The organism is Actinophytocola algeriensis (genome assembly GCF_014203735.1).
In the GTDB taxonomy this organism is placed as follows: domain Bacteria; phylum Actinomycetota; class Actinomycetes; order Mycobacteriales; family Pseudonocardiaceae; genus Actinophytocola; species Actinophytocola algeriensis.
Genome location: NZ_JACHJQ010000006.1, coordinates 657,358 through 681,089, shown reverse-complemented (window position 1 = coordinate 681,089; position 23,732 = coordinate 657,358). Strand labels below are relative to the sequence as shown.

The window sequence follows — 23,732 nt, the reverse complement described above, 5'->3', positions numbered from 1 at the left end:
CTAAATCAGTTGATGAGTTTTGGTGTCAAGGTATCCGGGGAACGATGGGGCCATGGCATCCAAGCGCGTCGTGATCGTCGGAGGCGGGTTCGCCGGGTTCGAGACGGCCCGTTCGCTGCTCAAGTCGCTTCCCGAGGGCAGTGACACCGAGATCGTCCTGATCAACCCGACCGACTACTTCCTCTACCTGCCGCTGCTGCCCGAGGTCGCCGCGGCCGTGATCGACCCCCGGCGCGTGACCGTCTCGCTCCCGGCCGCCCTGCCCGGCGTCCGGCTCGCGCTCGGCTCCGTCGACAAAGTCGACCTCGACGGCCGCACCGTCACCTACATCGACCCGGAGGGCGGCGCCCACGAGCTCGGCTACGACCGGCTCGTCCTCGCCGCGGGCAGCGTCAACAAGCTCCTGCCCATCCCCGGCGTCGCCGAGCACGCGCACGGGTTCCGCGGCGTGCCCGAGGCGCTCTACCTGCGCGACCACATCATCCGCCAGATCGAGCTGGCCGCCGTGACCGACGACCAGGCCGAGCGGGACGCCCGCTGCACGTTCGTCGTCGTCGGCGCCGGCTACACCGGGACCGAGGTCGCCGCGCAGGGACCGCTGTTCACGACGGCCGTCGCCGAACGGCACCCCGAGCTGCGTGACCAGAAGATCCGCTGGCTGCTGCTCGACATCGCGCCTAAGGTCCTGCCGGAGCTGAACCCGCGGCTGTCGAAGACCGCGGACAAGGTGCTGCGCGCCCGCGGCGTCGAGGTCCGCATGGGCGACACGGTCGAGGAGGCCACCGCCGACGGCGTGCAGCTGAAGAGCGGTGAGGTCGTCTGCACCCGGTCGCTGGTGTGGTGCGTCGGCGTGCGGCCGGACCCCGTTGTCGAGGGGACCGGGCTGGCCACGCAGAAGGGGCGCGTCGTCGTCGAGCCGACCCTGGTCGTGCCGGGGCACCCGGAGGTCTTCGCGTGCGGCGACGCCGCCGCGGTCCCCGACCTCACCCGCCCCGGCGAGGTCACCGCGATGACCGCCCAGCACGCGTCCCGCCAGGGCAAGCTCGCGGGTCGCAACGTCGTCGCGTCGCTCACCGGCGGGAAGCTGCGCAAGTACAAGCACCACGACCTGGGCTTCGTCGTCGACCTCGGCGGCAAACAGGCCGCGGCCAACCCGCTGAAGATCCCGCTCGGCGGCTTCCCGGCGAAGGTCGTCACGCGCGGCTACCACCTCGCCGCCATGCCGGGCAACCGCGTCCGCACGGCCGTGGACTGGCTCCTGGACGCGGTGATCGGACGGCAGTCCGTGCAGCTGGGGCTGGTCCGCGCGCCACACGTGCCGCTCGACACCGACAACCCGGAGGTGCCGCGGATCCCCGAGCTTCCCACGCGCAGGTAGACACGCGTCCCGGCTCCGACGACACGGAGCCGGGAGCGGTCATGGCCGGGCCGTCCAGCTCTCGGCGAGGACGTGGGCGCGGAACGCGGCCGACAGCGGTGGCAGTTCGCGACCCGCGAGCCAGGCGATGCCGATGTCGCGTTCCGACGGGACATCCGTCACCCGGAGATGTGGTGCCGCGGAGGTGGTCTGGGGTGGTGGCACGAGCGCCACGCCAAGACCCGCGGTGACCAGGCCGCGCAGCGTCTCGACCTCCTCGCCCTCGAAGCCAACCCGGGGCGTGAACCCGGCCGCGGCGCACAGTTCCTCGGTGGTGGCGCGCAACCCGTAACCGGGGCGCAGCAGGATGAACGTCTCGTCCGCCGCGTCGGCCAGCCGCACTTCTTCCCGGTTGGCGAGCCGGTGGTCCGGCGGCACGGCCAGGTGCAGCGGCTCGACGAGCAGCCGCTGCCATTCGACCGAGGGCAGTCCCGGGTCGCCGCTGGTCAGCACGAGGTCGGCGGTGCCGTCGAGCAGTTCGGCGGTCAGGCCCTCCTCGCCGTGCTGGCGCAGCACGAACCGGACGCGCGGGTGCTGTTCGCGGAAGCCGCGGATCACCGTCGGGACGAGCCACGTGCCGAGGGTGTGCAGGAACGCGAGCGGGACCGTGCCCGCGTCGGGGTCGACCAGCTCGCGGACTTCGCGCACGCCATGGTCGTAGTGGTCGAGCACCGCCTCGGCGTGGGCTTTGAACGCGTGACCTGCCGGGGTGAGCCGTAGCGTGCGGCCGGCGCGCTGGAACAGTTCCGCGCCAACCTCGTGCTCGACTCGCCGCAGTGCCCGGGACAAAGCAGGCTGTGTGAGCCGGGCGCGGGCGGCGGTGTCGGTGACCGTCGCGCCGCTCGCGACCTGCTGGAACAGACGCAACACCGTCAGATCCATGCGCTCAGTTTATGGGTCGCAGGTGAAAGCGGCATTGGACGCATGGTTCTGGCGGGCGGATGCTGGCGGTAGGAGTCCAGTCGGTGAAGGAGAGCGTGATGGCGACGGTCGCGGAGCAGCTGGTGCGGACGCTGCGGGACGCCGGGGTGGAGCGGATCTACGGGATCGTCGGCGACAGCCTCAACCCGGTCGTGGACGCGGTGCGCCGCACCGACGGGATCGAGTGGGTGCACGTCCGGCACGAGGAGGCGGCGGCGTTCGCCGCGGCGGCCGAAGCGCAGGTCACGGGCAAGCTGACGGTGTGTGCGGGCAGCTGCGGACCGGGCAACCTGCACCTGATCAACGGGCTGTACGACGCGCACCGCAGCGGCGCGCCCGTGCTGGCGATCGCCTCGCACATCCCGTCGACGCAGATCGGGACGGGCTTCTTCCAGGAGACGCACCCGGCCGAGCTGTTCCGCGAGTGCAGCCACTACAGCGAGCTGGTGTCGGAGCCCGAGCAGCTGCCGCGCCTGCTGCGGATCGCGATGCAGGCCGCGGTGGGCAAGCGTGGTGTTGCGGTGCTGTCGATCCCGGGTGACGTCGCGGACCGGCGCGCGGCCGGGTCCGTCTCGGTGCCGCTGACGCTGGTGCCGCCGTCGCCGGTGGCCCCGTCGACCGAGGACGTCACGCAGCTGGCGGCGCTGATGAACGCGGCCGAGAAGGTCATGCTGTTCGTCGGCGCGGGCGCCGAGGGTGCGCACGACGAGGTGATGTCGCTGGCGACCGCGCTGGTCGCGCCGGTCGGGCACTCGCTGGGCGGCAAGGAGGTCATCCAGTACGACAACCCGTACGACGTCGGCATGAACGGACTGCTCGGGTACGGCGCGTGCTACGAGGCCATGCACGAGGCGGACCTGGTCGTGTTGCTGGGCACCGACTTCCCGTACGACAACTTCCTCCCGCAGGCCAGGACGGTGCAGGTCGACGTCGACCCCGCGCACCTCGGGCGGCGGACGCCCCTGGAGCTGGGCGTGCACGGGTCCGTGCGCGAGACGGTCGAGGCGCTGCTGCCGCTGCTGCGGACGCGGACGGACCGGTCGTTCCTGGACCGGATGCTGCTGCGGCACGCGCGCAAGCTGGAGAAGGTCGTCGAGGCGTACACGTCGGGGGTGGCGCAGCGGACGCCGATCCACCCGGAGTACGCGGCGTCGCTGGTCGACGAGGTCGCCGCGGACGACGCGGTGTTCACCGTCGACACGGGCATGGGCAACGTGTGGGCGTCGCGGTACCTGACCCCCAACGGCGAGCGGCGCGTGATCGGCTCGTTCCGGCACGGCAGCATGGCGAACGCGTTGCCGCAGGCCATCGGGGTGGCGCTGGCGCAGCCCGGCCGGCAGGTGGTGTCGCTGTCCGGTGACGGTGGGCTGTCGATGCTCATGGGTGAGCTGCTGACCCTGTCGACCTACGAGGTGCCGGTGAAGGTCGTGGTGTTCAACAACGCGTCGCTCGGCATGGTCAAGCTGGAGATGCTCGTCGACGGGCTGCCGGACTACGGGACCGACCACCCGAGGGTCGACTTCGCCGCGATCGCGCGGGCGTGCGGGCTGTACGCGGAGCAGGTGACCGACCCGGGCGACGTCCGTGGCGCACTGGAGAAGGCGTTCGCGCACCCCGGCCCCGCGGTGGTGGAGCTGGTGACCGACCCGAACGCGCTGTCCATTCCCCCGAAGATCACCGGCGACATGGTCCGCGGTTTCGCGCTGGCCGCGAGCAAGACGGTGCTGAACGGCGGCGTGGGCAAGATGGTCGAGATGGCCCGCAGCAACCTGCGCAACACGCCGCGCCCGTGATCAGGTCCGCTCGATGAGCGCACGGATCAACGCGTCGAGCGACCCGGGTGGCGGCACGTCGGCCATGTCGAGGACTTCCGTGTTGCCGGTCGTCACCGCGCGGTGGAGCAGGAGCGTCGCGTACGGGTTGCCCGCCTCGTAGTTGCTGTTCAGTTCCGACAGCACGGCGAGCAGGCGGTCCTTGGCGGGGTGCTGGGTCTCGGCCAGCTGCCGCATCAACGCCGGGTCGACGTACTCATCTGGCGGTGCCTGCTCGGCCGGTGGGTCGACCGTCTTGTGGACGTAGTCCTTGAGGTGGCGTACGCCCGCGTACACGGCGAACTCCTCTGTGAAGGTGATCGACCAGTCGTCGCCCTTCGTCGTGATGTCCGCTGCTCGTCCGAGCGGTTCCCGTTGCAGGACAGCGGGAAACGTCCGGACGTGGAACGCGTGGTCCGCGCCGAACTGGCGGTGGAACCGGCCGCTCGACATGGTGACCGGTCCGTGGTTGGCGACCCGGTTCGCGCAGGTTCGGATCATGGCCAGGTAGGGCGCGATCTCGTAGTCCAGGGTCAGGAGACCCGCGGCCAGCGTGAGCCCTACCTGGTCGTCGACCCAGATGGCGCGGTACCGGGTGCCTTCTTCGGTCTCCGCGGCGGGAAACGAGTCCAGGACGGCCTGCGCGTCGTGCGGCAGTCGCGCGACGGTGGGCCAGGAGCCGGTCTCGTCGCGCGCGGCCAGGATCGCTCCCAGCAGCGCCGATTGCTCAGCGGTCGGTTCGTCCCAGATGGTCTGCGCCACCGGTCCAGCCTATGCGAGGGCGGCACGCGGGCGCGGTACGTCGTCGCCTTCATCTCCATCCGCCTGCCCGTGACCAGACCGGACGGCTTCAGCGTGTACGAAGAGTTCTTCGAGGCGCTCTGGAATCGCATCGTCGATCAACTGGGTCAGCTCAGGGAGTGAGTTGGTCAGTCGACGCGGACGTGTTTCAGGCTGGTCCACGTGCGGCGGGCGTAGGCCCGCAGGCGGGTGTCCGTGTTCGGGGCCAGTCGTATGCCTGCCGCGGTGGCGATCTGGTCGGCCACCTCCTTGACGGGAAGGGCGTCCGTCCACACCTGGGCTGCGAACTCGGGGTCCTGCAGTCTGGACAGGCACTCGTCTACTTTGGATTCCGCCCACGTGTCCCGCAGCCACGGGACCGCTCGGCCCAAGCCGCGCTGTCGCAGCCGTTTCAGCACAGTTTCCCTGTGTGCCAGCAGTGAGAAGTGGTGGACCTCGTGGTCCATGTCGCGTAATCGGCCTACTGTCTCCTTGAAGTACGTCGGGTTGGTCACCGTCATCGGGGCTATCACCGGGCCCTTGTGCTTGTGCAGCACCAGGTCCAGCACCTCCACCACGCCCGCGCGCCACGACCGCAGGTCCTGGAAGTCGGAGCGCAGGGGTGGGGGCAGCATCCTGCGCAGGCCGAAGCCCACCAGCTCCGGGTCGCAGATCACGCTCCCCGGCAGGCGGCGGTTCAGCTCGTGTGCGGTCTGGGTCTTGCCGCCGCCGAAGGGGCCGTTGAGCCAGATCAGCATCACGCGCGCGCCAGGGCCACCACCGGGATCTCTCGGTTCGCCTTCTGCTCGTGGTCGACGAAGAACGGGTTCGCTGCCGTGATCTCCGCCCATAAGCGGGTGCGCTCGTCGCCGGTCAGTACCTCGGCGGTCGCCGTGTACTTCTCCTCGCCTCGTTCCACTGTGACCGACGGGTTCGCCCGCAGGTTCATGTACCAGTCCGGTGCTTCCGGCGCGCCCGCGTTGGAGGCCATGACCAGCACGCGGTCACCGTCCGGGTGGAACATCATCGGTGCCGTGTGGTCCTTGCCGGTCTTCGCGCCCTTCGTCGTCAGCAGCAGCAAGCGTTCGCGGTGCATGCCGTCGATCTCGCCGCCCGCGCGGAACTGTTCGATGACCCTGCGGTTGATTGCCTGGATGTCCATGGCCGACACGGTAGACCGGGCCACCGACAGATCAGGCCGTCACACCCGGCCTGCCGTCCTCGACGCGGCCCGTCAGGCGGCGTCGGAAGTCCGGGGCGGTCACTTCCAGGTCATACCAGCCGCGATCCGTTGCCCAGTCGAGTGAACGGCGTTGACCGCCGCGCAGCCGGACCGTCGTGGAACGGGTGCCGTAGCGCAACGCGTGGACGCGCAGCGTCACGGTGGCGCGGCCGTGGTTCACCAGGTCGAGGGTTCCTTCGCGGAACATGACATCCACGGCCGGGCCGGTCGCCGAACCGGACAGTTCGTACCAGAAACGGTTCGGCCCCTGCACCGCCAGCTCGTAGGCCGGGCCGACCGGAATCCGTGCCACCGCACGGGCTTCCGCGTCCACGTGCAACGGTTCCGGCAGCTCACCGGCGTACGGGTACACCGCGAAATGGCATGACCCGCCCATCGTCAGCGCCAGCTCCGAACCGGACACCCGCGCCGACACCCACGGCCGGTACGGCAGCGGCCGTGCAGGCCGGCGGCCGGGCTCCTGCGACGGCAGCGCCTGCTCGGCAGGCGGGGCCGGGCGCCACCGCGAGATCGGCGGCGGCACCGGGCCCGGCTGGTCCAGCTCGGGCGCCCTGCCACCGTCGGCGAAGTCGAACGCCGAGGTCAGGTCGCCGCACACGGTCCGCCGCCACTGGCTGATGTTCGGCTCCGCCACACCGGTCCACCGCTCGAGGAACCGGATCACCGACGTGTGGTCGGCGACCTCCGAGTCGACGAACCCGCCGACCGTCCACGGCGACACCACCGTCATCGGGACGCGAGGGCCGAGGCCGAGCGGCTTGCCGTCGTACCAGTCGTCGGTCGCCGACGCGGGCGGCACCGGAGCGGGCACGTGGTCGAAGTAGCCGTCGTTCTCGTCGAAGTTCACGAACAACACGGTCTTCGACCAGGTCTCCCGGTCCGACGCCAGCGCGTCGAGCACCTGGTAGATCAGGTTCGCGCTGCCCGCCGGCGTGGAGGCGCCGGGGTGCTCGGACAGCGCCGCCGTCGGCACCAGCCAGCTCACCTTCGGCAGCCGCCGCGCCGAGATGTCCGCCTTCAGCCGCGACACCAGCGTGTCCGGTTCCGACCGGTACATGGCGCGGTCGAACAGGGTCCGCTCGGCCGCACTCAGGGCGGCGCGACCGTCCGCGAACTGCGACAACGACCGCGCGCGGTCCACGGCCGACATGTCGAACAGCGCGGAGTAGAACTCCTCCGTGGTCCGGAACGGCGCGTCCACGTGCGCGAGGATCTTGTGCCCGACCTGCTTGAACGGCAGGAAGTACTCCACCGCGTTGTCGGTGAAGTTGTCCCACTCCTGGTAAATGCGCCACGACACCCCCGCCGCCTGCAGCCGCTCCGGGTAGGTGACCCAGTCGTAACCCGCGTGGTCGTAGGAGTACGCGGCGTTGGTGACGGCACGCGCGGTCGAGCCGGGTTCGTACCCCGTGGTGCCGGTCCACAGGAAGTTCCGGTTCGGGTTGGTCGACCCGTGGATGCTGCAGTGGTAGGCGTCGAGCAGCGTGAACGTGTCCGCCAGCTCGTACTGCAGCGGGATGTCCTGCCGCTCGTAGTGGGTCATGGTGGCGGCGCTCTTCGCGGGTACCCAGCCGTTGTTCCAACCGCGGGCCCAGGCGGCGCTCGCGTCGTGCCAGCCGTGTGGCAGGTCCCCGAGGTACTGGATGTCCGACGGCGGCCGGTTCGCCAGCTCGGCCGCGGCACGCAGCGAGAACGGCAGCACCTCGCCTGCGCCCGCGGGCTGGCGGAAGACCGGCCGGCCGTCCGGCTGCCGGAGCGGGTCGTGGTCACCGAAGCCGCGGACCCCGCGCAGCGAGCCGTAGTAGTGGTCGAACGACCGGTTTTCCTGCATGAGGACGATGACGTGCTCGACCGACTTCAGCCCACCGCGGCGGACCGGGGTGGCGGCGATGGCCTCGTGCACTGACGGGGGCAGGAGCGAGCCGACCGCGGCCGCGCCACTGGCCGCGGCGGCGGTGGACAGGAGCCGGCGACGCGAGATGTGAGCCATGGCGGGATCCTGGTGGGGTCGGCTGAACGCCAGGTGTCAGCAAGTCGCCGGGTAGCGCAACTCTTACTGCAGGTAGCCCTCCACGACGTTGCCGGGACGGGCGGCCGCCTCGTCGGGGTCCTCGCCGGCGGAGCGGCGGGCGCGGCGCTGGCGCAGCAGGTCCCAGCAGGTGTCCAGCTCGACCTCGATGGCACGCAGCCGCTCGTGGTCGGGTTCCTGACCGGCGCGCTCCAGCTTGTGCTCCTCGTCGATGAGGGAGCCGATGCGTGCCGAGATCTCCTTGTCGTTCATGCCGTCCATCGTCGCAGAGAGTCGCGTGCTTGCCCACGTGACCGAGCGCGCACGTGGGCTGCGGAGCACGGCTCGGTCTGGGACCATCGCGCGAGACCCCCGAGACCTGGAGGCTGCGCGATGACTGAGGTGCCGGCGGAGGTCCAGCGGCTGCTCGACGCGGCCAACGGCCATGACATCGACGCGTTCCTGCCCGGGTTCACCGAGGACGGCGTGGTCGACGACTGGGGCCGGGAGTTCCGCGGCGCGGCGGCGATCCGCGGGTGGGCGACGACGAGTTCATCGGCAAGCAGGTCAGCCTCGACGTGACCGAGGTGGCGTCGAAGTCCGGGGAGACCGTCGTGACCGCGCAGGTCGGCGGCAACGGGTTCCACGGGCCGAGCCATTTCTCGTTCCGGGTGGCGGGCGACCGCGTGTCGCGGATGACTATCCGCGAGTGACGCGGTCCAGGAACGCGGCGAGGTTCGCTTTCGTGCGGGTGACCTGCTGGTCCAGGGGGAGCGAGTCGTGGGCACGCGCGCCGGGTTCGGTGTCCTTCTTGCCGCGCAGGTACAGGGAGCAGGCGAGGTCGGCGCACAGGTAGGAGCCGACCGAGTTGCCCTGCTGGCCGGTTTTGCCTGCCTTGCGCGCGGTCATGAGGGAGACCCCGTCGCCACTGTGGGTGGTCAGGCAGAGGGCGCACATGCTCTTCCGTGCGCCCGATGGTGGAGTCGCGCGGCGGAGTGTCACGCCGACGAGGCCGGTGCCGGACTCGGCGACCAGGTAGGCGCGGTCGGGGGCGCTCGGGTCCCGCCAGCCCAGGAAGTCGAGGTCGTCCCAGGAGCGGTCCGCGAGGTCCTTGGGAACGGTCAGCCGTTTCGCCTCGCCCTTGCTGCAGTTGACGAACGACGTGCGAATCTCGCGTTCGGTGACTGGTCTCATGCCTGCGACGGTAGGCTGCCTAGAGTCCCTAGGCAAATGATTAACACCACTAGGCTGGGATGGTGCTCTGCCGGAACTCGAGTGCTTCCGAGTCCACCAGGTACTCGAGCACCTGGCCTGCGTGCTTCTTCAGCAGTTCGTGCACCTGGGTGGGCGTGGTGTAGAAGAACTCGCGACGCATGTTGACCTTGTTGACCCGCTGGGCGGACAGTTCGTGGTGCAGCGCGTTCTCCAGGCTCACCGCGTCCGGTGAGTAGAACATGATGTGGGTGTCGTACCGGAAGGGCACCGATGCGTCGCCCAGTTCGAGGACGCGCTCCATGGGATTGAGGCGGCGGGTCATGCCGACCTTGACCATGTTCGGGCCGAAGGCGCCCAGGTTGCTGATCACGTAGACGTAGCCGGCGCGGATGTTGGCCTCGCGGTCGTGCAGGCCTTGCAGACCGGCTTCGACGTTCTCCAGTTCCGCCGCCATCTTCGCGGCCGCCGCCTCGTCGCCCTTGTCCAGCAATGCCTGCCGGACGTTCATCAGGTGCTTGCGTTCCTTCTCGAGCTTCTCGATCTCGCGTCGGAACTCGGCCTGTGCCTTCGCCTCTTCGCGGAGCCGTTCCCGTTCCGCGCGCTCGGCTTCTTTCTCCTCCTGCTTCTTGAGCAGGTAGTCGGCCGTCAGTTCGAGTTCCATCATGCGGAGCCTGCGGTAGCGACTGGAGATCCGGATCGACAACATGCCACCGAGCTTCTCGATCGCGACGCCGATCCGGTCGAGGCGCTTCTTCGCCGTGTCGACCGAGCCCGCTTTCATGACGCGCAGACAGTTCTCAGCTTCTGAGTTGTAGGCCCGCAACATCATCTTGCACCAGTCGTTGACCATCTTGCGGCCCTGCGCCTGGGAGTTGTTGAAGGTGAACGCGTAGTTCGCGTCAACCGCCTGCTTCGCGCTGATGAGTTGCTTCATCTCCGATGTGATCTGCTCCAGGCTTACTCGGTAGGCCTCGGCGTTCTCGAGTGGGTGGTGGTAACGGAAGACGCCCGCCTGCTGGAAGACCATCTCATCGGTGAACGGCACGAGTTCCTGTTGCGCTTGGGCGACCTGGGCGCGGACCTCGGAGATCTTCTCGGCGAGCACGTCTTGCTGGTGCCGGATCTCGGCCGCATAGCGCTGCTTCTCGGCGGCGTGTGCGGACGAGAGGCGCGTCATCTCGGCTCGCATCTGATCGATTTCCTGGCGAACTTGCCAATGCTCCATGGCACCGATCTGTGCCAGGTGCGCGTGCGCCTGCTGCAGTTGTCCGTGTGCCTGTTGCAGTTGCGTCTGCAGCCCGGCCGCGTGTTGTCGCAGGTCGGTGATCTGCTTCGTCTTGGTGCCGAACACGCGGAACCCCCATGTGGATCAACGCCAGGCTCGATATGGCTAACGCGTCGCATTCGGGCGGTTCGCTGTTACAGGCATGTTCGATCACTCGAGATATCGGGTCAGCGTGTCGACCACCTCTTCGATCGAGGCGCCGTCGCCGGTGTCCACGGCGCCGGCGAACAGTGTCAACGCCGCCGTGCCGAGCATGCTGCGGCGGCCGGTCTCGTCGATGACGTGGTGGTTCGGTTCGCTCGCCACTCGGAGTGCCAGGCCCTCGTTGAGCGCGGTCAGCATCGTCGCCAGGTCCCTCGGGGTCAGTCCCGGCCGCAGTTCGAGGCCGCGGCTGGACAGCACCGACACGATCAGCCGCTCCCACACGTCGGTCACGTGTTCGTACAGCGACGACAACGGCTCGTACAGCCGCTGGTCCTGCATCGCGAGTGCGACCGCCGAGTACCGGAAGCGCATGGTGGTCGACCGCGTGGACAGCCGCATCCTGCGGAACGCGACCTCGTGTACGGCCGAGGAGAACTCGCCGTCGGCGAGTGCCTGCCCGGCCTGCTCGGCGAGCTGCGCGTCGTACGGCATCCGCTGTGTGCGCAGCACGTACCGGGTCAGGTCCGAGACGTAGTCCGGGAAGTACGCCCAGCGGTCGCGGAAGGAGCCGACCGTGCCCGGCCGCGGCAGTTCCGACGGGCCGTGCGCGACCTCGGCGATCACCGTCTCCCTCGTCAGTGTCGCCAGCGGTCGCCGCAGCCGGTCCTCGTGGGCCGCCTGGCCGTCGCCGAACTCGCGCTCCAGGATCCGGAGGCCCGCCTCGAGGTAGGCGCGGGTGAGCGGGTGGTTCACCAGCCGCCGGGTCGCCTCCCTGTTCCGCCGGTGGACGTTCAGCACGACACCGGTCAGGTCGTCGTCCAGGTTGCTGTAGACCACCACTGCCTACCCTTGCGGACCTCCCGGCCGGGAGGTCCCGACAGGACCGTCCCGCGCGGTCGTGTTGCCCACGGACTCCGTTGCCGTACCAAGGTTCTCATCAGTTCGGCTGGAGGGAGAGCGCCATGCACATCAACTGCTCGTTCGGTTCCATGGTCCGGTTCTGCCTGTTCCTCCTGGTGCTGGGGTTGCTGGCCGGTTCCGCGATCGCCTCGTGATCCCGGCGGGTGTCACGCACTCGTCGATGCTCCGCCCGCTCGGCGCAGGTGGACCCGGTAGGAGTAGTGCTCCGGAAGGAAGTACGAGATCGCCAGTTCCACCGGTTCACCCCGCGTCGAGTGGTAGGTGCGGTCCACGCGCAGCAGCGGGTCGCCGGGGACGCAGTCCAGGTGGGTGGTGGCCGGGGGCTGGGCCAGTACCGCGGTGATGCTCTGTTCCGCCTCCGCGATGGGGAAGCGGGTGTCGACCATGGCGATGACCGTCGTGGCGCTGGTCGCGCCCGCCGACGTCAGTGTGGGTTCTCCTGACAGCACCTCGCCCACCCGCGGTGGCAGGTGCACTGTCGTCACGCAGAACGGGATGTCGTCGTGTACCCGGCGGAACACCACCGTGTGCACCGCGTCGCCCGTCAGGCGCAGGCGGGCGGCGGCTTCGACGTCCACTCTGCGGCGCAGCGGGGTCACGACCTCCAGCCGGGTGTCGATCGACAGGCCCATCAGGTCGTCGATGGTGCCGAACTGGCGCAGGTAGCGGCCGTCGCGCGGGGTGGCGAAGGTGCCCCGGCCCGGGACGCGGTGCACCATGCCGTCCGCCACCAGGTCCTGGAACGCCCGTCTGACAGTCTGGCGGCTGACCTTGTACGCGGCCGCCAGTTCCGCTTCGGTCGGCAGCCTGACGCCTTCCGGGTAGCTGCCCCGCACCAGTGCGTCGCGGAGGGTTCTTGCCAGCGTCTGGTACGCCGGTTCGTCGCGGGGCATCAGTTCGGCACGCCGCGGGCCACCAGTTGTGCGGCGATCACGTTGCGCTGGATCTCGTTCGTGCCTTCGCCGACGATCATCAGTGGGGCGTCCCGGAAGTAGCGCTCCACGTCGAACTCCGTCGAGTAGCCGTAGCCGCCGTGGATGCGGACCGCGTTCAACGCGATCTCCATCGCCGCTTCCGACGCGAACAGCTTCGCCATGCCCGCTTCCATGTCGGCGCGTTCGCCCGCGTCGACGCGGGTTGCCGCGAGCAGCACCAGCTGCCTCGCCGCGGTGTACTTCGTCGCCATGTCGGCCAGGTAGTTGCCGATCGACTGGTGCCGCCAGATCGGCTTGCCGAACGCCTCGCGTTCCTGCGAGTACTTCAGCGCGTCGTCCAGGGCCGCTCGTGCCACGCCCAGTGCCCGTGCCGCCACCTGGATGCGGCCCGTTTCCAGGCCCGTCATCATCTGGGTGAAACCTTCGCCTTCCTTGCCACCCAGAAGTGCCGACGCCGGTGCGGTGTGGTCCGTGAACGACAGTTCGCAGCTCTCCACGCCCTTGTAGCCCAGTTTCGGCAGGTCGCGGGACACCGTCAGGCCGTCGCCGTGTTCCACCAGCAGGATGCTCATACCCGAGTGCCTCGGGGTCGCGTGCGGGTCTGTCTTGCACAGCAACGCGATCAGGCCAGAGCGGCGGGAGTTCGTGATCCACGTCTTCGTGCCGTTGACGACATAACCCTCGCCGGTGCGCTTCGCCACCGTGGTCATGGCCTGCAGGTCGGAGCCGCCGCCCGGTTCGGTGAGGGCCATCGTCGCGCGTACCTCGCCGGTCGCCATGCGGGGCAGGTAGCGCAGTTTCTGTTCCTCCGTCCCGAACCTGGTGATCAGCTTCGCGACCACCGTGTGACCGCCCATCGCGCCCGCGAGGCTCATCCACCCGCGCGCCAGCTGCTCGGTGACCTGCACGTAGCAGGGTGTCGACACCGCGACCTCCCCGTACGGTTCGGGGATCGCGAGGCCGAAGACGCCCAGCTCCTTCATCTGCTCGATCAGCCGCTCGGGGTAGGTGTTCGCGTGCTCCAGCTCCCGCACCACCGGCCGCACCTCGCGGTCCACGAACTCGCGCACGGTGTCGACGATCGCCTGCTCTTCTTCGCTCAGCATGGTTTCCCCTAGATGGCGTGTGCGTCGCGGAGTGCCGCGATGTCGTCGTCGGTGCGGCCCAGCGCGCGCAGGACCCGTTCCGTGTGCTCGCCCGTCGCGGGGATCGGGTTCATCACCGGCTCCACCCCGCCCAGGTCGGCGGGTGGGCGGAGGGCCTCGATGACGCCGCCCGGGCTGTCCACCGGGAGCCAGCGGCCGCGGTCGCGCAGCACGGGGTGGTCGAGGAACGCGGCGACCGAGTTGACCTTGCCGTTCGCCACCCCGGCCCGGTCGAGCACCGCGATGGCGTCCGTCGTCGACAAGGTGTCGAAACGCTGTTGCAGCAACGCGTTCAGTTCCTCGCGGTGGGTCACGCGGGCCGAGTTGGTGGCGAACCGCTCGTCCGTGGCGACCGCCGGGTCAGCCAGCAGCTGCTCGCACAGGGCGACCCATTCGCGTTCGTTCTGCACCGCCAGAACCACGGGTTCGCCGTCCTTGCTGGTGAACGGGCCGTACGGGGCGATCGTCGCGTGCTGCGCACCGACCCGTTTCGGCTGGTGCGGGCCGTAACGGGTGTAGTAGGCGGGCGAACCCATCCACTCGGCGAGCGCCTCGAACAGCGACACCTCGACCGTCGTGCCCTCGCCGGTGTTCGCGCGCCGCAGCAACGCGGTGAGGATGCCGGAGTAGGCGTACATGCCCGCCGCGATGTCGGCGATCGAGATGCCTGCCTTGGCCATGTCCTCCTCGGTGCCGGTGAGCGACACGACCCCGGTCTCGCACTGCACCAGCAGGTCGTAGGCCTTGCGGTGCGCCCACGGGCCGTCGGTGCCATAACCGGAGATCGTGCAGTGGACGAGCCTGTTGTCGAGTGTCCGCAACGGTTCCGCGTGCAGCCCGAGCCGAGCCGCCGCGCCTGGTGCGAGGTTGTGCACGAACACGTCCGCGTCCGCGATCAGTTCGGTCAGGACCTCGCGCGCCGCCGGGTGCTTCACGTCGAGCGTGACCGACTCCTTGGACCGGTTGAGCCACACGAAATAGCTCGACTGGCCGAGGACCGACTCGTCGTAGCGCCGCGCGAAGTCGCCGCCGCCCGGCCGTTCCACCTTGATCACCCTGGCGCCCAGGTCGGCGAGCTGGCGGGTCGCGTACGGTGCCGCGACCGCCTGCTCGAGGCTGACGACGGTGATACCCGACAAGGGAAGGCCCGGTGTCTGATTCACTCCGCGAGCTCCGCTCATGAGATCTCCTCGGACAGCAGTGCGCGTGCGGTCGTCCAGTCCACTGTGGAGTCCAGGCCGCAGTCGGCGAGCTTCTCGGCCAGTTCGGCGTCGGTCGGCGGGCGGCCCGGCGCGCCGGGCGGCAGCTTCTCGGTGACCGTGCGCGTGCCGTCGAGCGTGATCTGCACCTCGCCGGTGAGCAGGCCCTCGCCGCCGTCCGTGGTTTCCAGCTCCACCAACGAGATCAGGCGCTGTGCTGCCGCTCGCCGGACCGCGATGTCGGTGAAGCTCGCGAAGCCGGGGCGGCCGTCCAGCAGGGCCGCGGCGATCGCGTACTCCATGCTGAACTTGCCCTGCAGGCCGGTCGTGGGGCGGTGGTGGATGAGCGGCTGCGTGCTCGCCGCCGGGGTGCGGACGTGGATGCTCCGAACGTCGCCGGTGACGCCGCGCAGGGCGCTGATGGGGCGCTGCAGTGCGTAGCAGCACGGGTGGAGCTTGATCGCGAGGCCGCCGGGAACCGCGGGCCCGGTGAGGTCGACGGTGGACGGGTCGCCGCCCAGCAGATCGAGCCACTGGTCGAGCGCGGTCAGGTCGGCGGTCGCGCCTGCGGCGGCCAGGTGCGCCGCACGAACTCCCGCGTCGACGGCCAGCCCGACCTGGAGGGCCTTGCCGTCGGTGCCGAACGCCCGCTGCACGCCACCCGCCTGGGGGACGGCGAGAGCGAGCGCGTTGGCCGTCTGTGCGGGGGACAGGCCCAGCGCGACCGAGGCCGCCGCTGCCGCCGACGGGGCACCCGCCGTGCACGTGACGTGCCAGCCGCGGGTGTAGTGCGCCCAGCCCAGAGCGGTGCCGAGGCGGGCCATGACACCGGCGCCCGCCAGGTAGGCGGCCGCGTCACCGCCGGTGGCGACCGTGGCGGGCACGCACACGACGCTGATGTGGGCGGTCGACGGCAGGTGCAGGTCGTCGAAGTCGAGGACGTGCCCGACCGCCGCCCACCGCGCCGCGGCCGGCAGGTCCTTGGTGAGCGTGCGCATGCGGCTGTCGCGGGCCGCGACGGTCACCGCGACCGTGTCGGTCAGCGCGCGGCCGGCCAGGTCGAGGTCGTCGCCGGTCGGTTCGTACTCGTGTGCCCAGCGGGCAAGACGTTCCGCCGTCGCGGCCATGGCACCCTTCCGACAGGAAATGTACGGCCAATTTCACATAGCGTTGTTCTGGGTGTCAAGGACGCATACGGTGACTTTGGCCGGACTTTCGGGAGAGGACCTGCGGAGGACGCATGGAGGTCGTGGACGGGCCGTGGTTCGACGGGCTGTCGGTCGGTGACCGGTTCGGCGGCGCGCCGTCGGTGACGCTCACCAGCGGGCACGCCGCGGTGCACCAGGCCGTGCTCGGCGACCGGCTGCGGCTGCCGCTCGACGACGGGCTCGCGCGCGCGGTCTCCGGGTCGGCGCCGCTCGCGCATCCCGCGCTGGTGTGGGACGTCGCGATCGGGCAGTCGACGGTGGTGACGCGGCAGGTGCGGGCGAACCTCTTCTACCGCGGGCTCGCGTTCCACCGCTTCCCGGTCATCGGCGACACCCTGCGGACGGTCACCGAGGTCGTCGGCCTGAAGGAGAACTCCCGCAAACCAGGGCGTGCGCCGACCGGGCTCGCCGCGCTGCGGATCACGACCGTCGACCAGGAAGACCGGCCGGTGCTGGACTTCTGGCGGTGCGCGATGCTGCCGCTGCGGTCGGCCGAGCCGACCGGGCACGCCGATGACCTGTCGGCCGTCGGCGAGGCCGTGGCGCCTGCCGTGCCGGACTGGGACCTCGCCGCCTTCCGGGCCCGGGTGCCGGGGGAGCACGCCGACGCGATGACCGTGGGGCGGAAGTGGCGGGTGCCGGGCGGGGACGTGGTGTCCGGCGCGCCCGAACTCGCGCGGCTGACCGTCAACATCGCCACCACGCACCACGCCGGCGACCCACGACTGGTGTACGGCGGTCACACGATCGGTGTCGCGCTCGCGCAGGTGTGCCGGGCGATCCCCAACATCGTGACGGTCGTGGCGTGGGAGAGCTGCGACCACCTCGGCCCCGTGCACGAGGGCGACACGCTGACCAGCGAGATCGAGGTGCTCGCGGTCGCCGGGCACCTGGTGACGCTGCGGTCCGTTGTGGACGGTGTGCTGGACTGGCGGTACACGGTGGTGATGGCGTGATCGAGCGGGCGCGGTCGTTCCTGTTCGTGCCGGGAGACCGGCCGGACCGGTTCGCGAAGGCCGCCGCGGCGGGTGCCGACGTCGTGGTGCTGGACCTGGAGGACGCGGTGGCCCCTGGTGCGAAGGACGCGGCCAGGGAGCACGTGGTGGCGTGGCTCGCCGAGGGGCACACCGCGGTGGTGCGGATCAACGCGGCGGGCACGCCGTGGCACGCGGCCGACCTCGCCGCGGTGCGCGGTGCGGCGGCGGCGGGGTGCGCGCCGCCGGTCGACGGCGTGACCATGGCACTGTCCGATGTGGACGTCGTGCGCGAGGACACGCGGCACGCCGTCGAGCTGGGGTTCACGGGGAAGCTGTGCGTGCACCCGCGGCAGGTGCCCGTGGTGCACGAGGCGTTCCGCCCGACCGAGGATGAGATCGCGTGGCCCACGCGGTCCTCGCGACCGGGGAAGGTGTCAGCGCGGTGGATGGGCGGATGGTGGACCGGCCGGTGCTGCTGCGCGCGCGGCGGTTGCTCGGCCGGAGCTGACCGCACTTGCGTGTCATACCCCCGAGGGGTATGAAGGGGGTATGCGTGATGCCACCTGGTCCACCGCCGTGTCCGCGACCCTCCACTGCCTCACCGGCTGTGCCATCGGCGAGGTGCTCGGCATGGTCATCGGCACCGCCCTCGGCTGGCACAACGTGCCGACGATCGTGCTGGCGATCGCGCTGGCGTTCGTGTTCGGCTACGCGCTGACCATGCGGGGGGTGCTGCGGGCGGGCATCGGGTTCCGGCAGGCGCTGCGGGTGGCGCTGGCCGCGGACACGGTGTCGATCCTCGTGATGGAGCTCGTCGACAACGGCGTGTTGCTGTTCGTCCCGGGTGCGATGGACGCCGGGATCGTGTCGTGGCTGTTCTGGGGGTCGCTCGCGGTCGCGCTGGCCGTCGCGTTCGTGGTCACCGTGCCGGTCAACAGGTGGATGATCGGCCGGGGCCGGGGGCACGCGGTCGTGCACGAGTACCACCACCACTGAGGGTCGTACGCTGATCGTCATGGAGCCCGACGTCGTGCGCGCGCTGCGAGCACTGTCGAACCCGATGCGGCTGCAGCTGCTGCAGTGGCTGCGCGAGCCCTTGCGGCACTTCGCGCCATCGCACGTGGTCGAGGCCGGGGTCTGCGTGAGCCACATCCAGGCCAAGGCCGGGTTGGCGCAGTCGACGGTGTCGGCGTACCTGGCCGAGTTGGAACGGGCCGGGCTGGTGCGGTCCACGCGGGTGGGCAAGTGGACCCACTACAAGCGCGACGAGCAGCGGATCGCCGACCTGGTCGAGGTGCTCGGCAAGACCCTCTGAACCGGCTGTGACGCCGTCCGCGACGGCGGAGTCGGGTACCGTGACGGCAAACGTATCGTCAATTTACGATACAACGATGCATAATGGGGCGATCATGGTCGACGGGCTTGGGGAGTTCGGGGTCTACACGTTCGACTTCGAGCGGCAGCCGGTGGCGCGGGCGCGGGAGTCGATCCAGGAGCTGGACGAGCTGGGGTGGCGGGCGTTCTGGTTCCCGGAAGTCGGTGGGCGGGAGGCGTTCTCGCTCGCCGGGACGCTGCTCGCGGCAACGCAGAACATCACCGTTGTCAACGGGATCGCGCAGGTCACGGCCCGGTCCGCGCCGGCGGCCCACGGTGGCGCGGCCCTGCTCGCCGAGGCCTACCCCGGCCGCTACCTGCTCGGGCTCGGGATCGGCCAGGGGCGGCCCGGGGTCAAGCCGCTCAGCGTCATGGGCGACTACCTCGACGAACTGGATGCGCTCGGGAAGGTGCCGAGGGTGCTCGCCGCCTACGGGCCCAAGATGCTCGCGCTCGCCAGGGACCGGGCCCTGGGCGCGCACACCTACCACGTCAACGTCGACCACACGGCCCGCGCGCGGGGGGTCCTCGGGTCCGGCACGTTCCTCGCCGTCGAGCACGCCGTGCTCTTCGAGGACAACCCCGCCACCGCCAGGGCGATCGCGCGCGAGCACCTGCACCCCTACCTGACCACCCCGTTCAACATCGCCAAGTTCCGGCGGCTCGGGTACACCGACGACGACATCGACCACGGGGGCAGCGACCGGATCGTCGACGACCTCGTGTTCTGGGGCTCACCGGAGACGGTGGTCGCGCGGTTGCGGGAGCACCGCGAGGCCGGGGCCGACCACGTCGCCGTGCAGGTGATCGGGGCCGACGACACGATGCCGCACTGGCGGCTCCTCGGTGAGGCGCTAGGCGGCGGCCGGTAGCGGCATCGTCGGCAGGGCGGGGGCGCGGGACAGCATCACCGCCGTGGTGTTGTCCTTCGTGCCTTCACGTAGTGCCGCCGCCACCAGCGCGTCCGCCGGGTTGTCGGCCCCGCGCAGGAGGCCGGCCATCTGCTCGTGGGTCAGGGTCTTGTGCACGCCGTCCGTCGTGAGGAGCAGGTTCGGCGTACCTGTGGCGGTCAGGCCGTAGTGGGTGTGCTCCGCGGTGCGGACGCTCGTGGTGACCAGGTGTTCCATGCGCGGGAGTACCTGCCCGCCGTGGTCGCGGACGTACTGCGCGAGGGTGTGGTCCCTCGTCAGCTGCCACAGGTCGACGCCGTCCCACGCGTAGGCGCGCACGTCGCCGACCCAGCCGATGTGGTAGCCGCTCGCGTACGGCTGCGCGACCACGAGGACGCAGTCTCCGTCGACCGGGAGCGCCCGCTGGGCCGCGGCCAGAGCGGCGACCGGACCCGCTGCCGCGGGTACTCGCACCGCCGCGGTGACCGCCGCCCGCGCTGCCCGTGCGGCGTCCGTGCTGTCACCGACCCCGTCGGCCAGCGCCACCACGCCGCCGTACGTGGCGACGGCGTCGGCGTTCACCGTGCGGGGTCCCTGGGTGCCTGCCGTCCGCCAGGCCGGTAGTGGTCGCATCGCGGCCTCCTCGCGCTCCTGTACGCGAGGATCCGGATGTCAGCTGTGAGATCGCTGAGGACGCCATGAACGGATCATGTGAACCGGTGCTGTGTGGTTGAGCGGACTCCGGGCCGCGTCCGGTCCCCGGAGCCCGATGGTCACTGACGTGTCAGCAACCGCACTTGCCGCCGCAGCAGTCGCTACTACCGCAACCACCACATCCGCAGCCACATCCGTCCACCAGCATGCCGACCTCCTGCCTGGGAACTTTCTGCGCACAAAATGGTACGCGGAGTCGCCGGCCGGGGACATCACGCAAACGTGTGGCGATGTTTGTACGGGTCTTGTACGCGGCCTTGCTGTGGTGAGGGTCCCTGCAGCCCCGCGAAGCGAGGTCATCCATGTCACTCCGCCTGATCGGCGCGTTCGTCGCCGCCGTCACCGCGGCACTCACACTGGCCGCCCCGGCGAGCGCCGACAGCACCGATGTCGGTGCCCAGTCCGTCAACCTGCGCACCCCGTTCGACTGCGGCCAGGTGTGGAATGCCAACACCCGCACCAACCACAACCCGCAACTCGCCGTGGACTTCCAGCGCAGCAACGCGCTCGGCCAGAACGTCCGGTCCAGTGCCGCCGGTGTCGTCGAGACCAGGCGCGACCTCGGGAACACCAGTTACGGCAAGTACATCGTCGTGCGGCACGCCGAGGGCTGGAAGACCCTGTACGCGCACCTCTACTCGTTCAACGTGTCCGTCGGGCAGAACGTCAACACCGGCACGATCATCGGCAAGGTCGGCAGCACGGGCGGATCGACCGGCCCCCACCTGCACTACGAGCAGCGCCTCAACGGCGTCGTGCAGCGGGTCGTGCTGAACGGCGTGCGCATCACGTACTACGGCAACACCACCATCACCAGCTCGACCGGCTGCTAGCGCGGGCGGGCGCGCGGCGTCCCGAGGCTTCGTCAGGACACCGTGCCGGTCAGCAGCGACGCGCGGATCGCGGTTGCGCGGTCCGCGTGTCGCCGCGCCGCGACCCGGTCACCCCTGGTCTCGTGCAGGCGGGCCAAGAGCTCCGCGACGTCGGCCTCGGACCGGCGGTCGCCGTTGCGGTGGTGCAGGTCCAGCGCGGTCGCGAGGAGCCGGTCGGCGTCCGCGAGGTCACCGCCCGCGAGGCACAGCTCGCCGAGGCTCTGGTTGGTGTAGCCGACGCAGTGCTCGTCGTCGAGCTCGCGGAAGATCGCGAGTGCCCTGGCGACGTGTTCCCGCGCGGCGTCCAGGTCGCCGCGTTGCTGGTGCAGTGACGCGATCCGCTTCAGCGCGTGGGCCTCGCGGTGCCGGTCGCCGATCGCCGCGCACAGCTCGTAGGCGTCGGTGAACCAGCGCTCGGCGGCCGCGAGACAGCCGAGCGCGAGCCACACCGAGCCCGCCGCGAGGCGGGCGACCGCCTCGCCGTGCTGGTCACCGACCTGCGCGAACAGCTCGAGCGCGGCGTGGCAGTGGTCAAGGGCCTGTTCGTGCTCGCCGAGCACCCGCAGCACCGTGCCCAGCCCCGCGCGGGCGACCGCGGCTCCCTGCGAGTCGCCGACCTGGGCGAACAGCTCGTGCGCTGCGGTGAACGCGGACCTGGCGTCGGCGTACCCGTCGCGGTACAGCGCGACCTGGCCCAGGTTGCGCAGCACGATCGCCTCCCCGCGCCGGTCCCCGGCCCGGCGGGCGGCGGCGAGCGCGATCCGGTGCGTGCGCAGCCAGTCGTCCTGGTTGCCGCGCAGGTCGAAGTACGGTGCGAGCGTGGTCGCGAGCCGCCACGTGAGGTCGTCGGCGCCCCACGCCTCGGCGAGCGACACCATCGCGACGCACGCGTGCCGTTCGGCGTCGAACCACTTCGTGGGGGCGGGCGTCGCCGGTGCTTTCTCCGGCAGCACACCGAAGTACGGCATCCCGGCCGCCGCGGCCGCCGCCCGCCCGAGGTACCCGTCGAGCACCCGGCCGACCGCCGCGCTGTCCTTCTCGGACAGCTCGGCCGCGTAGCAGCGCAGCAGGTCGTGCAGCCGGTACCGGGGCGCGCCGGTGTCGTCGGACCCCACCAACTCGACGAGGTGGTTGTCCACCAACAGGTCCAGCACCGGGTCGTACTCGTCGTACTCCTCGTTGCCCAGCAGCGCGCCGACCACCCAGCCCGGCCAGCGCACCGGGCCGAGCAGCCCGAGCAACCGGAACGCGCGCGCCGCGTCGGGTGGCAGCGACGCGTAGGTGAGGCCGACGCTGGCGCGGACCGCGAGATCGCCGACGGCCAGCTCGTCGAGGCGGCGCCGCTCGTCCCGCAACCGTTCGGCGAGCGTGCGCAGCGTCCAGCCGCGCCGGTGGGCGAGGCGGGTGCCCGCGACCCGGATCGCGAGCGGCAGGTGGCCGCAGAACCGCAGGATCGCCGCCGCGCTGTCGGGTTCCGCGCGGGTGCGGGCGGCGCCGACGATGCCGTCGAGCAGCCGCACGGCCTCCGCGTCGGGCAGCACGTCCAGCTCGACCGGCCGCGCGCCGACGAGGTCCGGCAGCATGACCCGGCTCGTGACCAGCACCGCGGACCCGCCCGCACCGGGCAGGAGCGGCGCGACCTGGGCGGCGTTCGCGGCGTCGTCGAGCACGAGCAGCACCCGGCGGGCGGCGAGCGCGGACCGCAGCATCGCGGCCCGTTCGGCGACGCCGCGGGGGAACTCGTTGTGGCCAAGCGCTCGCAGCAGCTCGGCGAGCACGTCGGCGGGCCTGCGCGGGGACGCGGACGTGCCCGCGAGGTCGAGGTGCAGCTGACCGTCCGGGAAGGACGCGCGCACCAGGTGGGCCACCCGCACCGCCACGGCCGACTTGCCGACCCCGGGCGGTCCGGACAGGACGACGACGGTGGGCCGGTCGCGGTTGCGGACCTGCTGGACGAGGTCGTGGACGAGATCATCCCGACCGGTGAAGTCCGGCAGGTCGAGCGGCAGCTGGCAGACCGGGGAGAGCGCGGCGAGCAGCGCGGCACCGGGTGCGGCGTCCAGCTCGTCGCGGAGGATCTGCTCGGCCTCGGTGTAGGCCTGGATGGCGTCGGCGCGGCGGCCCGCGGCGGTGAGCGCGTGGATGAGGAGCTGCCACAGCTCTTCGCGCAGCGGGTGGTCGCGCAGCATGCCGCGCAGCTCGGCGGCCGCGGCGTCGTGCTCGCCCCGGTCGATCCGCTCCCGCAGCCGGTTCTCGCGGGCGGAGAGCCACAGCTCGGTGAGCCGGGCGGCGGTCGCGCCGAACACGTGGCTCTCCGGCAGGTCAGCCAGGAACCGGCCGCGCCACAGGTCCGGGTCGCGGGTCTCCTCGAACCGGCAGAGGTCGATCTCGCCGGGCTCGGCCCGCAGCAGGTACCCACCGGGCCGGTGCTCGATGCGGTTGTCGAGCAGGCGGCGCAGGCTGTGCACGTAGGTCCGCACGTTGGCGGCCGCCGAGCGGGGCGGCGCCTCCGGCCAGAGCACGTCGACCAGCACGTCCGTGCTCACGGCGGTGTTCGGTCGCATCAGGAGGGTGGCCAGCAGGAGCCGGGGCTTGGGTCCGCCGAGCGCGACAGGACGCCCCTCGACTTCGGCTTCGAGAGGCCCGAGCACCCGGAACACGACCCTCGCCATC

At 70.7% G+C, this 23,732-nt stretch carries 24 protein-coding genes and 1 pseudogene; 10 read left to right on the top strand and 15 right to left on the bottom strand.

What is annotated here, in order from left to right:
• Window positions 1–52 precede the first annotated feature (52 nt).
• On the top strand, window positions 53–1,378 hold the full coding sequence (locus tag FHR82_RS30050) for an NAD(P)/FAD-dependent oxidoreductase (RefSeq protein ID WP_184813916.1): 1,326 nt from the start codon (window positions 53–55) through the stop codon (window positions 1,376–1,378).
• Window positions 1,379–1,417: 39 nt separating this feature from the next.
• Here the strand turns inward: FHR82_RS30050 and FHR82_RS30045 are convergent, their stop codons facing one another.
• Window positions 1,418–2,299 (bottom strand): LysR family transcriptional regulator, encoded by an 882-nt coding sequence (locus tag FHR82_RS30045; protein WP_184813915.1) that lies wholly within the window; start codon window positions 2,297–2,299, stop codon window positions 1,418–1,420.
• Between the two features lie 98 nt (window positions 2,300–2,397).
• On the opposite strand from FHR82_RS30045, the gene FHR82_RS30040 reads away from it, so the two are divergent.
• On the top strand, window positions 2,398–4,131 hold the full coding sequence (locus FHR82_RS30040; RefSeq protein ID WP_184814158.1) for a pyruvate dehydrogenase: 1,734 nt from the start codon (window positions 2,398–2,400) through the stop codon (window positions 4,129–4,131).
• Here FHR82_RS30040 and FHR82_RS30035 read toward each other — a convergent pair whose 3' ends face one another.
• The 5 genes from FHR82_RS30035 to FHR82_RS30015 form a co-directional block, all read right to left on the bottom strand.
• Window positions 4,132–4,911: a hypothetical protein gene (locus FHR82_RS30035; protein ID WP_184813914.1), complete on the bottom strand. Its 780-nt coding sequence runs from the start codon at window positions 4,909–4,911 to the stop codon at window positions 4,132–4,134. It lies immediately after the preceding gene.
• A gap of 167 nt (window positions 4,912–5,078) precedes the next feature.
• A complete protein-coding gene (locus tag FHR82_RS30030) occupies window positions 5,079–5,687 on the bottom strand; it encodes an AAA family ATPase (RefSeq protein WP_184814157.1) in 609 nt (202 codons plus the stop codon).
• Window positions 5,687–6,091 carry a nitroreductase/quinone reductase family protein gene (locus FHR82_RS30025; RefSeq protein ID WP_184813913.1) on the bottom strand — a complete coding sequence of 135 codons (405 nt, stop codon included), beginning with the start codon at window positions 6,089–6,091 and terminating at the stop codon, window positions 5,687–5,689. The genes FHR82_RS30030 and FHR82_RS30025 overlap by 1 nt, the downstream gene beginning before the upstream one ends.
• A 31-nt stretch (window positions 6,092–6,122) precedes the next feature.
• Complete coding sequence (locus FHR82_RS30020; protein ID WP_184813912.1) at window positions 6,123–8,162, bottom strand: phosphocholine-specific phospholipase C; 2,040 nt, start codon at window positions 8,160–8,162, stop codon at window positions 6,123–6,125.
• 63 nt (window positions 8,163–8,225) lie between these two features.
• Window positions 8,226–8,453, bottom strand: a complete 228-nt coding sequence (locus tag FHR82_RS30015) for a DUF2630 family protein (RefSeq protein ID WP_184813911.1) — start codon at window positions 8,451–8,453, stop codon at window positions 8,226–8,228.
• 120 nt (window positions 8,454–8,573) lie between these two features.
• Between FHR82_RS30015 and FHR82_RS46610 the strand changes: the two genes are divergently transcribed.
• Window positions 8,574–8,762, top strand: coding sequence for a nuclear transport factor 2 family protein (locus FHR82_RS46610; protein ID WP_225943923.1), 189 nt, complete (start codon window positions 8,574–8,576; stop codon window positions 8,760–8,762).
• The gene (locus FHR82_RS46605) at window positions 8,759–8,893 is read left to right on the top strand and encodes a hypothetical protein (RefSeq protein WP_260418119.1); all 135 of its coding nucleotides are present in this window, start codon (window positions 8,759–8,761) and stop codon (window positions 8,891–8,893) included. Before FHR82_RS46610 ends, FHR82_RS46605 begins: the two co-directional genes overlap by 4 nt.
• On the opposite strand, the gene FHR82_RS30005 is transcribed toward FHR82_RS46605, so the two are convergent.
• The 7 genes from FHR82_RS30005 to FHR82_RS29975 form a co-directional block, all read right to left on the bottom strand.
• On the bottom strand, window positions 8,880–9,374 hold the full coding sequence (locus FHR82_RS30005) for an FBP domain-containing protein (RefSeq protein WP_184813910.1): 495 nt from the start codon (window positions 9,372–9,374) through the stop codon (window positions 8,880–8,882). The two genes, FHR82_RS46605 and FHR82_RS30005, sit on opposite strands and share 14 nt — an antisense overlap.
• Window positions 9,375–9,423: 49 nt before the next feature.
• The gene (locus FHR82_RS47695; RefSeq protein WP_184813909.1) at window positions 9,424–10,746 is read right to left on the bottom strand and encodes an SNIPE associated domain-containing protein; all 1,323 of its coding nucleotides are present in this window, start codon (window positions 10,744–10,746) and stop codon (window positions 9,424–9,426) included.
• Between the two features lie 84 nt (window positions 10,747–10,830).
• On the bottom strand, window positions 10,831–11,661 hold the full coding sequence (locus FHR82_RS47690) for a TetR family transcriptional regulator C-terminal domain-containing protein (protein ID WP_221464425.1): 831 nt from the start codon (window positions 11,659–11,661) through the stop codon (window positions 10,831–10,833).
• 230 nt (window positions 11,662–11,891) lie between these two features.
• On the bottom strand, window positions 11,892–12,638 hold the full coding sequence (locus FHR82_RS29990; RefSeq protein ID WP_184813908.1) for a GntR family transcriptional regulator: 747 nt from the start codon (window positions 12,636–12,638) through the stop codon (window positions 11,892–11,894).
• Window positions 12,638–13,786, bottom strand: a complete 1,149-nt coding sequence (locus tag FHR82_RS29985) for an acyl-CoA dehydrogenase family protein (protein WP_184813907.1) — start codon at window positions 13,784–13,786, stop codon at window positions 12,638–12,640. The genes FHR82_RS29990 and FHR82_RS29985 overlap by 1 nt, the downstream gene beginning before the upstream one ends.
• A gap of 8 nt (window positions 13,787–13,794) precedes the next feature.
• Entirely contained in the window at window positions 13,795–15,006 is a 1,212-nt protein-coding gene (locus FHR82_RS29980; RefSeq protein ID WP_184813906.1) for a CaiB/BaiF CoA transferase family protein, read from the bottom strand.
• Window positions 15,003–16,151 carry an MmgE/PrpD family protein gene (locus FHR82_RS29975; RefSeq protein WP_184813905.1) on the bottom strand — a complete coding sequence of 383 codons (1,149 nt, stop codon included), beginning with the start codon at window positions 16,149–16,151 and terminating at the stop codon, window positions 15,003–15,005. Before FHR82_RS29975 ends, FHR82_RS29980 begins: the two co-directional genes overlap by 4 nt.
• Before the next feature lie 113 nt (window positions 16,152–16,264).
• Between FHR82_RS29975 and FHR82_RS29970 the strand changes: the two genes are divergently transcribed.
• From FHR82_RS29970 to FHR82_RS29950, 5 genes and pseudogenes are all read left to right on the top strand, one after another.
• Window positions 16,265–17,188, top strand: a complete 924-nt coding sequence (locus FHR82_RS29970) for a MaoC family dehydratase (protein ID WP_184813904.1) — start codon at window positions 16,265–16,267, stop codon at window positions 17,186–17,188.
• Window positions 17,185–17,717: pseudogene (locus FHR82_RS29965) on the top strand (HpcH/HpaI aldolase/citrate lyase family protein). Before FHR82_RS29970 ends, FHR82_RS29965 begins: the two are co-directional and overlap by 4 nt.
• 41 nt (window positions 17,718–17,758) lie before the next feature.
• Window positions 17,759–18,205: a DUF4396 domain-containing protein gene (locus FHR82_RS29960; protein ID WP_184813903.1), complete on the top strand. Its 447-nt coding sequence runs from the start codon at window positions 17,759–17,761 to the stop codon at window positions 18,203–18,205.
• 19 nt (window positions 18,206–18,224) lie between these two features.
• Window positions 18,225–18,524, top strand: coding sequence for an ArsR/SmtB family transcription factor (locus tag FHR82_RS29955; protein WP_184813902.1), 300 nt, complete (start codon window positions 18,225–18,227; stop codon window positions 18,522–18,524).
• Between the two features lie 76 nt (window positions 18,525–18,600).
• A complete protein-coding gene (locus tag FHR82_RS29950) occupies window positions 18,601–19,455 on the top strand; it encodes a TIGR03620 family F420-dependent LLM class oxidoreductase (RefSeq protein ID WP_225943921.1) in 855 nt (284 codons plus the stop codon).
• Here FHR82_RS29950 and FHR82_RS29945 read toward each other — a convergent pair.
• The gene (locus tag FHR82_RS29945; RefSeq protein WP_184813901.1) at window positions 19,438–20,106 is read right to left on the bottom strand and encodes a PP2C family protein-serine/threonine phosphatase; all 669 of its coding nucleotides are present in this window, start codon (window positions 20,104–20,106) and stop codon (window positions 19,438–19,440) included. The two genes, FHR82_RS29950 and FHR82_RS29945, sit on opposite strands and share 18 nt — an antisense overlap.
• A 383-nt stretch (window positions 20,107–20,489) precedes the next feature.
• Here FHR82_RS29945 and FHR82_RS29940 point away from each other — a divergent pair, with 383 nt between their 5' ends.
• Entirely contained in the window at window positions 20,490–21,020 is a 531-nt protein-coding gene (locus FHR82_RS29940) for a M23 family metallopeptidase (RefSeq protein ID WP_184813900.1), read from the top strand.
• Window positions 21,021–21,052: 32 nt separating this feature from the next.
• On the opposite strand, the gene FHR82_RS29935 is transcribed toward FHR82_RS29940, so the two are convergent.
• Window positions 21,053–23,731, bottom strand: coding sequence for an AfsR/SARP family transcriptional regulator (locus FHR82_RS29935; protein WP_184813899.1), 2,679 nt, complete (start codon window positions 23,729–23,731; stop codon window positions 21,053–21,055).
• Window position 23,732 lies beyond the last annotated feature (1 nt).

Coding starts and splice junctions, on each gene's coding strand:
- FHR82_RS30050 (WP_184813916.1), top strand. CDS start 53: ATGGCATCCAAGCGCGTCGTGATCGTCGGAGGCGGGTTCGCCGGGTTC.
- FHR82_RS30040 (WP_184814158.1), top strand. CDS start 2,398: ATGGCGACGGTCGCGGAGCAGCTGGTGCGGACGCTGCGGGACGCCGGG.
- FHR82_RS29955 (WP_184813902.1), top strand. CDS start 18,225: ATGGAGCCCGACGTCGTGCGCGCGCTGCGAGCACTGTCGAACCCGATG.
- FHR82_RS29935 (WP_184813899.1), bottom strand. CDS start 23,731: ATGGCGAGGGTCGTGTTCCGGGTGCTCGGGCCTCTCGAAGCCGAAGTC.
- FHR82_RS30015 (WP_184813911.1), bottom strand. CDS start 8,453: ATGAACGACAAGGAGATCTCGGCACGCATCGGCTCCCTCATCGACGAG.
- FHR82_RS29970 (WP_184813904.1), top strand. CDS start 16,265: ATGGAGGTCGTGGACGGGCCGTGGTTCGACGGGCTGTCGGTCGGTGAC.
- FHR82_RS29975 (WP_184813905.1), bottom strand. CDS start 16,151: ATGGCCGCGACGGCGGAACGTCTTGCCCGCTGGGCACACGAGTACGAA.
- FHR82_RS30030 (WP_184814157.1), bottom strand. CDS start 5,687: ATGCTGATCTGGCTCAACGGCCCCTTCGGCGGCGGCAAGACCCAGACC.
- FHR82_RS29980 (WP_184813906.1), bottom strand. CDS start 15,006: ATGAGCGGAGCTCGCGGAGTGAATCAGACACCGGGCCTTCCCTTGTCG.
- FHR82_RS29950 (WP_225943921.1), top strand. CDS start 18,601: ATGCATAATGGGGCGATCATGGTCGACGGGCTTGGGGAGTTCGGGGTC.
- FHR82_RS29960 (WP_184813903.1), top strand. CDS start 17,759: ATGCGTGATGCCACCTGGTCCACCGCCGTGTCCGCGACCCTCCACTGC.
- FHR82_RS29940 (WP_184813900.1), top strand. CDS start 20,490: ATGTCACTCCGCCTGATCGGCGCGTTCGTCGCCGCCGTCACCGCGGCA.
- FHR82_RS30020 (WP_184813912.1), bottom strand. CDS start 8,162: ATGGCTCACATCTCGCGTCGCCGGCTCCTGTCCACCGCCGCCGCGGCC.
- FHR82_RS29945 (WP_184813901.1), bottom strand. CDS start 20,106: ATGCGACCACTACCGGCCTGGCGGACGGCAGGCACCCAGGGACCCCGC.
- FHR82_RS30005 (WP_184813910.1), bottom strand. CDS start 9,374: ATGAGACCAGTCACCGAACGCGAGATTCGCACGTCGTTCGTCAACTGC.
- FHR82_RS29990 (WP_184813908.1), bottom strand. CDS start 12,638: ATGCCCCGCGACGAACCGGCGTACCAGACGCTGGCAAGAACCCTCCGC.
- FHR82_RS29985 (WP_184813907.1), bottom strand. CDS start 13,786: ATGCTGAGCGAAGAAGAGCAGGCGATCGTCGACACCGTGCGCGAGTTC.
- FHR82_RS30045 (WP_184813915.1), bottom strand. CDS start 2,299: ATGGATCTGACGGTGTTGCGTCTGTTCCAGCAGGTCGCGAGCGGCGCG.
- FHR82_RS30025 (WP_184813913.1), bottom strand. CDS start 6,091: ATGGACATCCAGGCAATCAACCGCAGGGTCATCGAACAGTTCCGCGCG.
- FHR82_RS46610 (WP_225943923.1), top strand. CDS start 8,574: ATGACTGAGGTGCCGGCGGAGGTCCAGCGGCTGCTCGACGCGGCCAAC.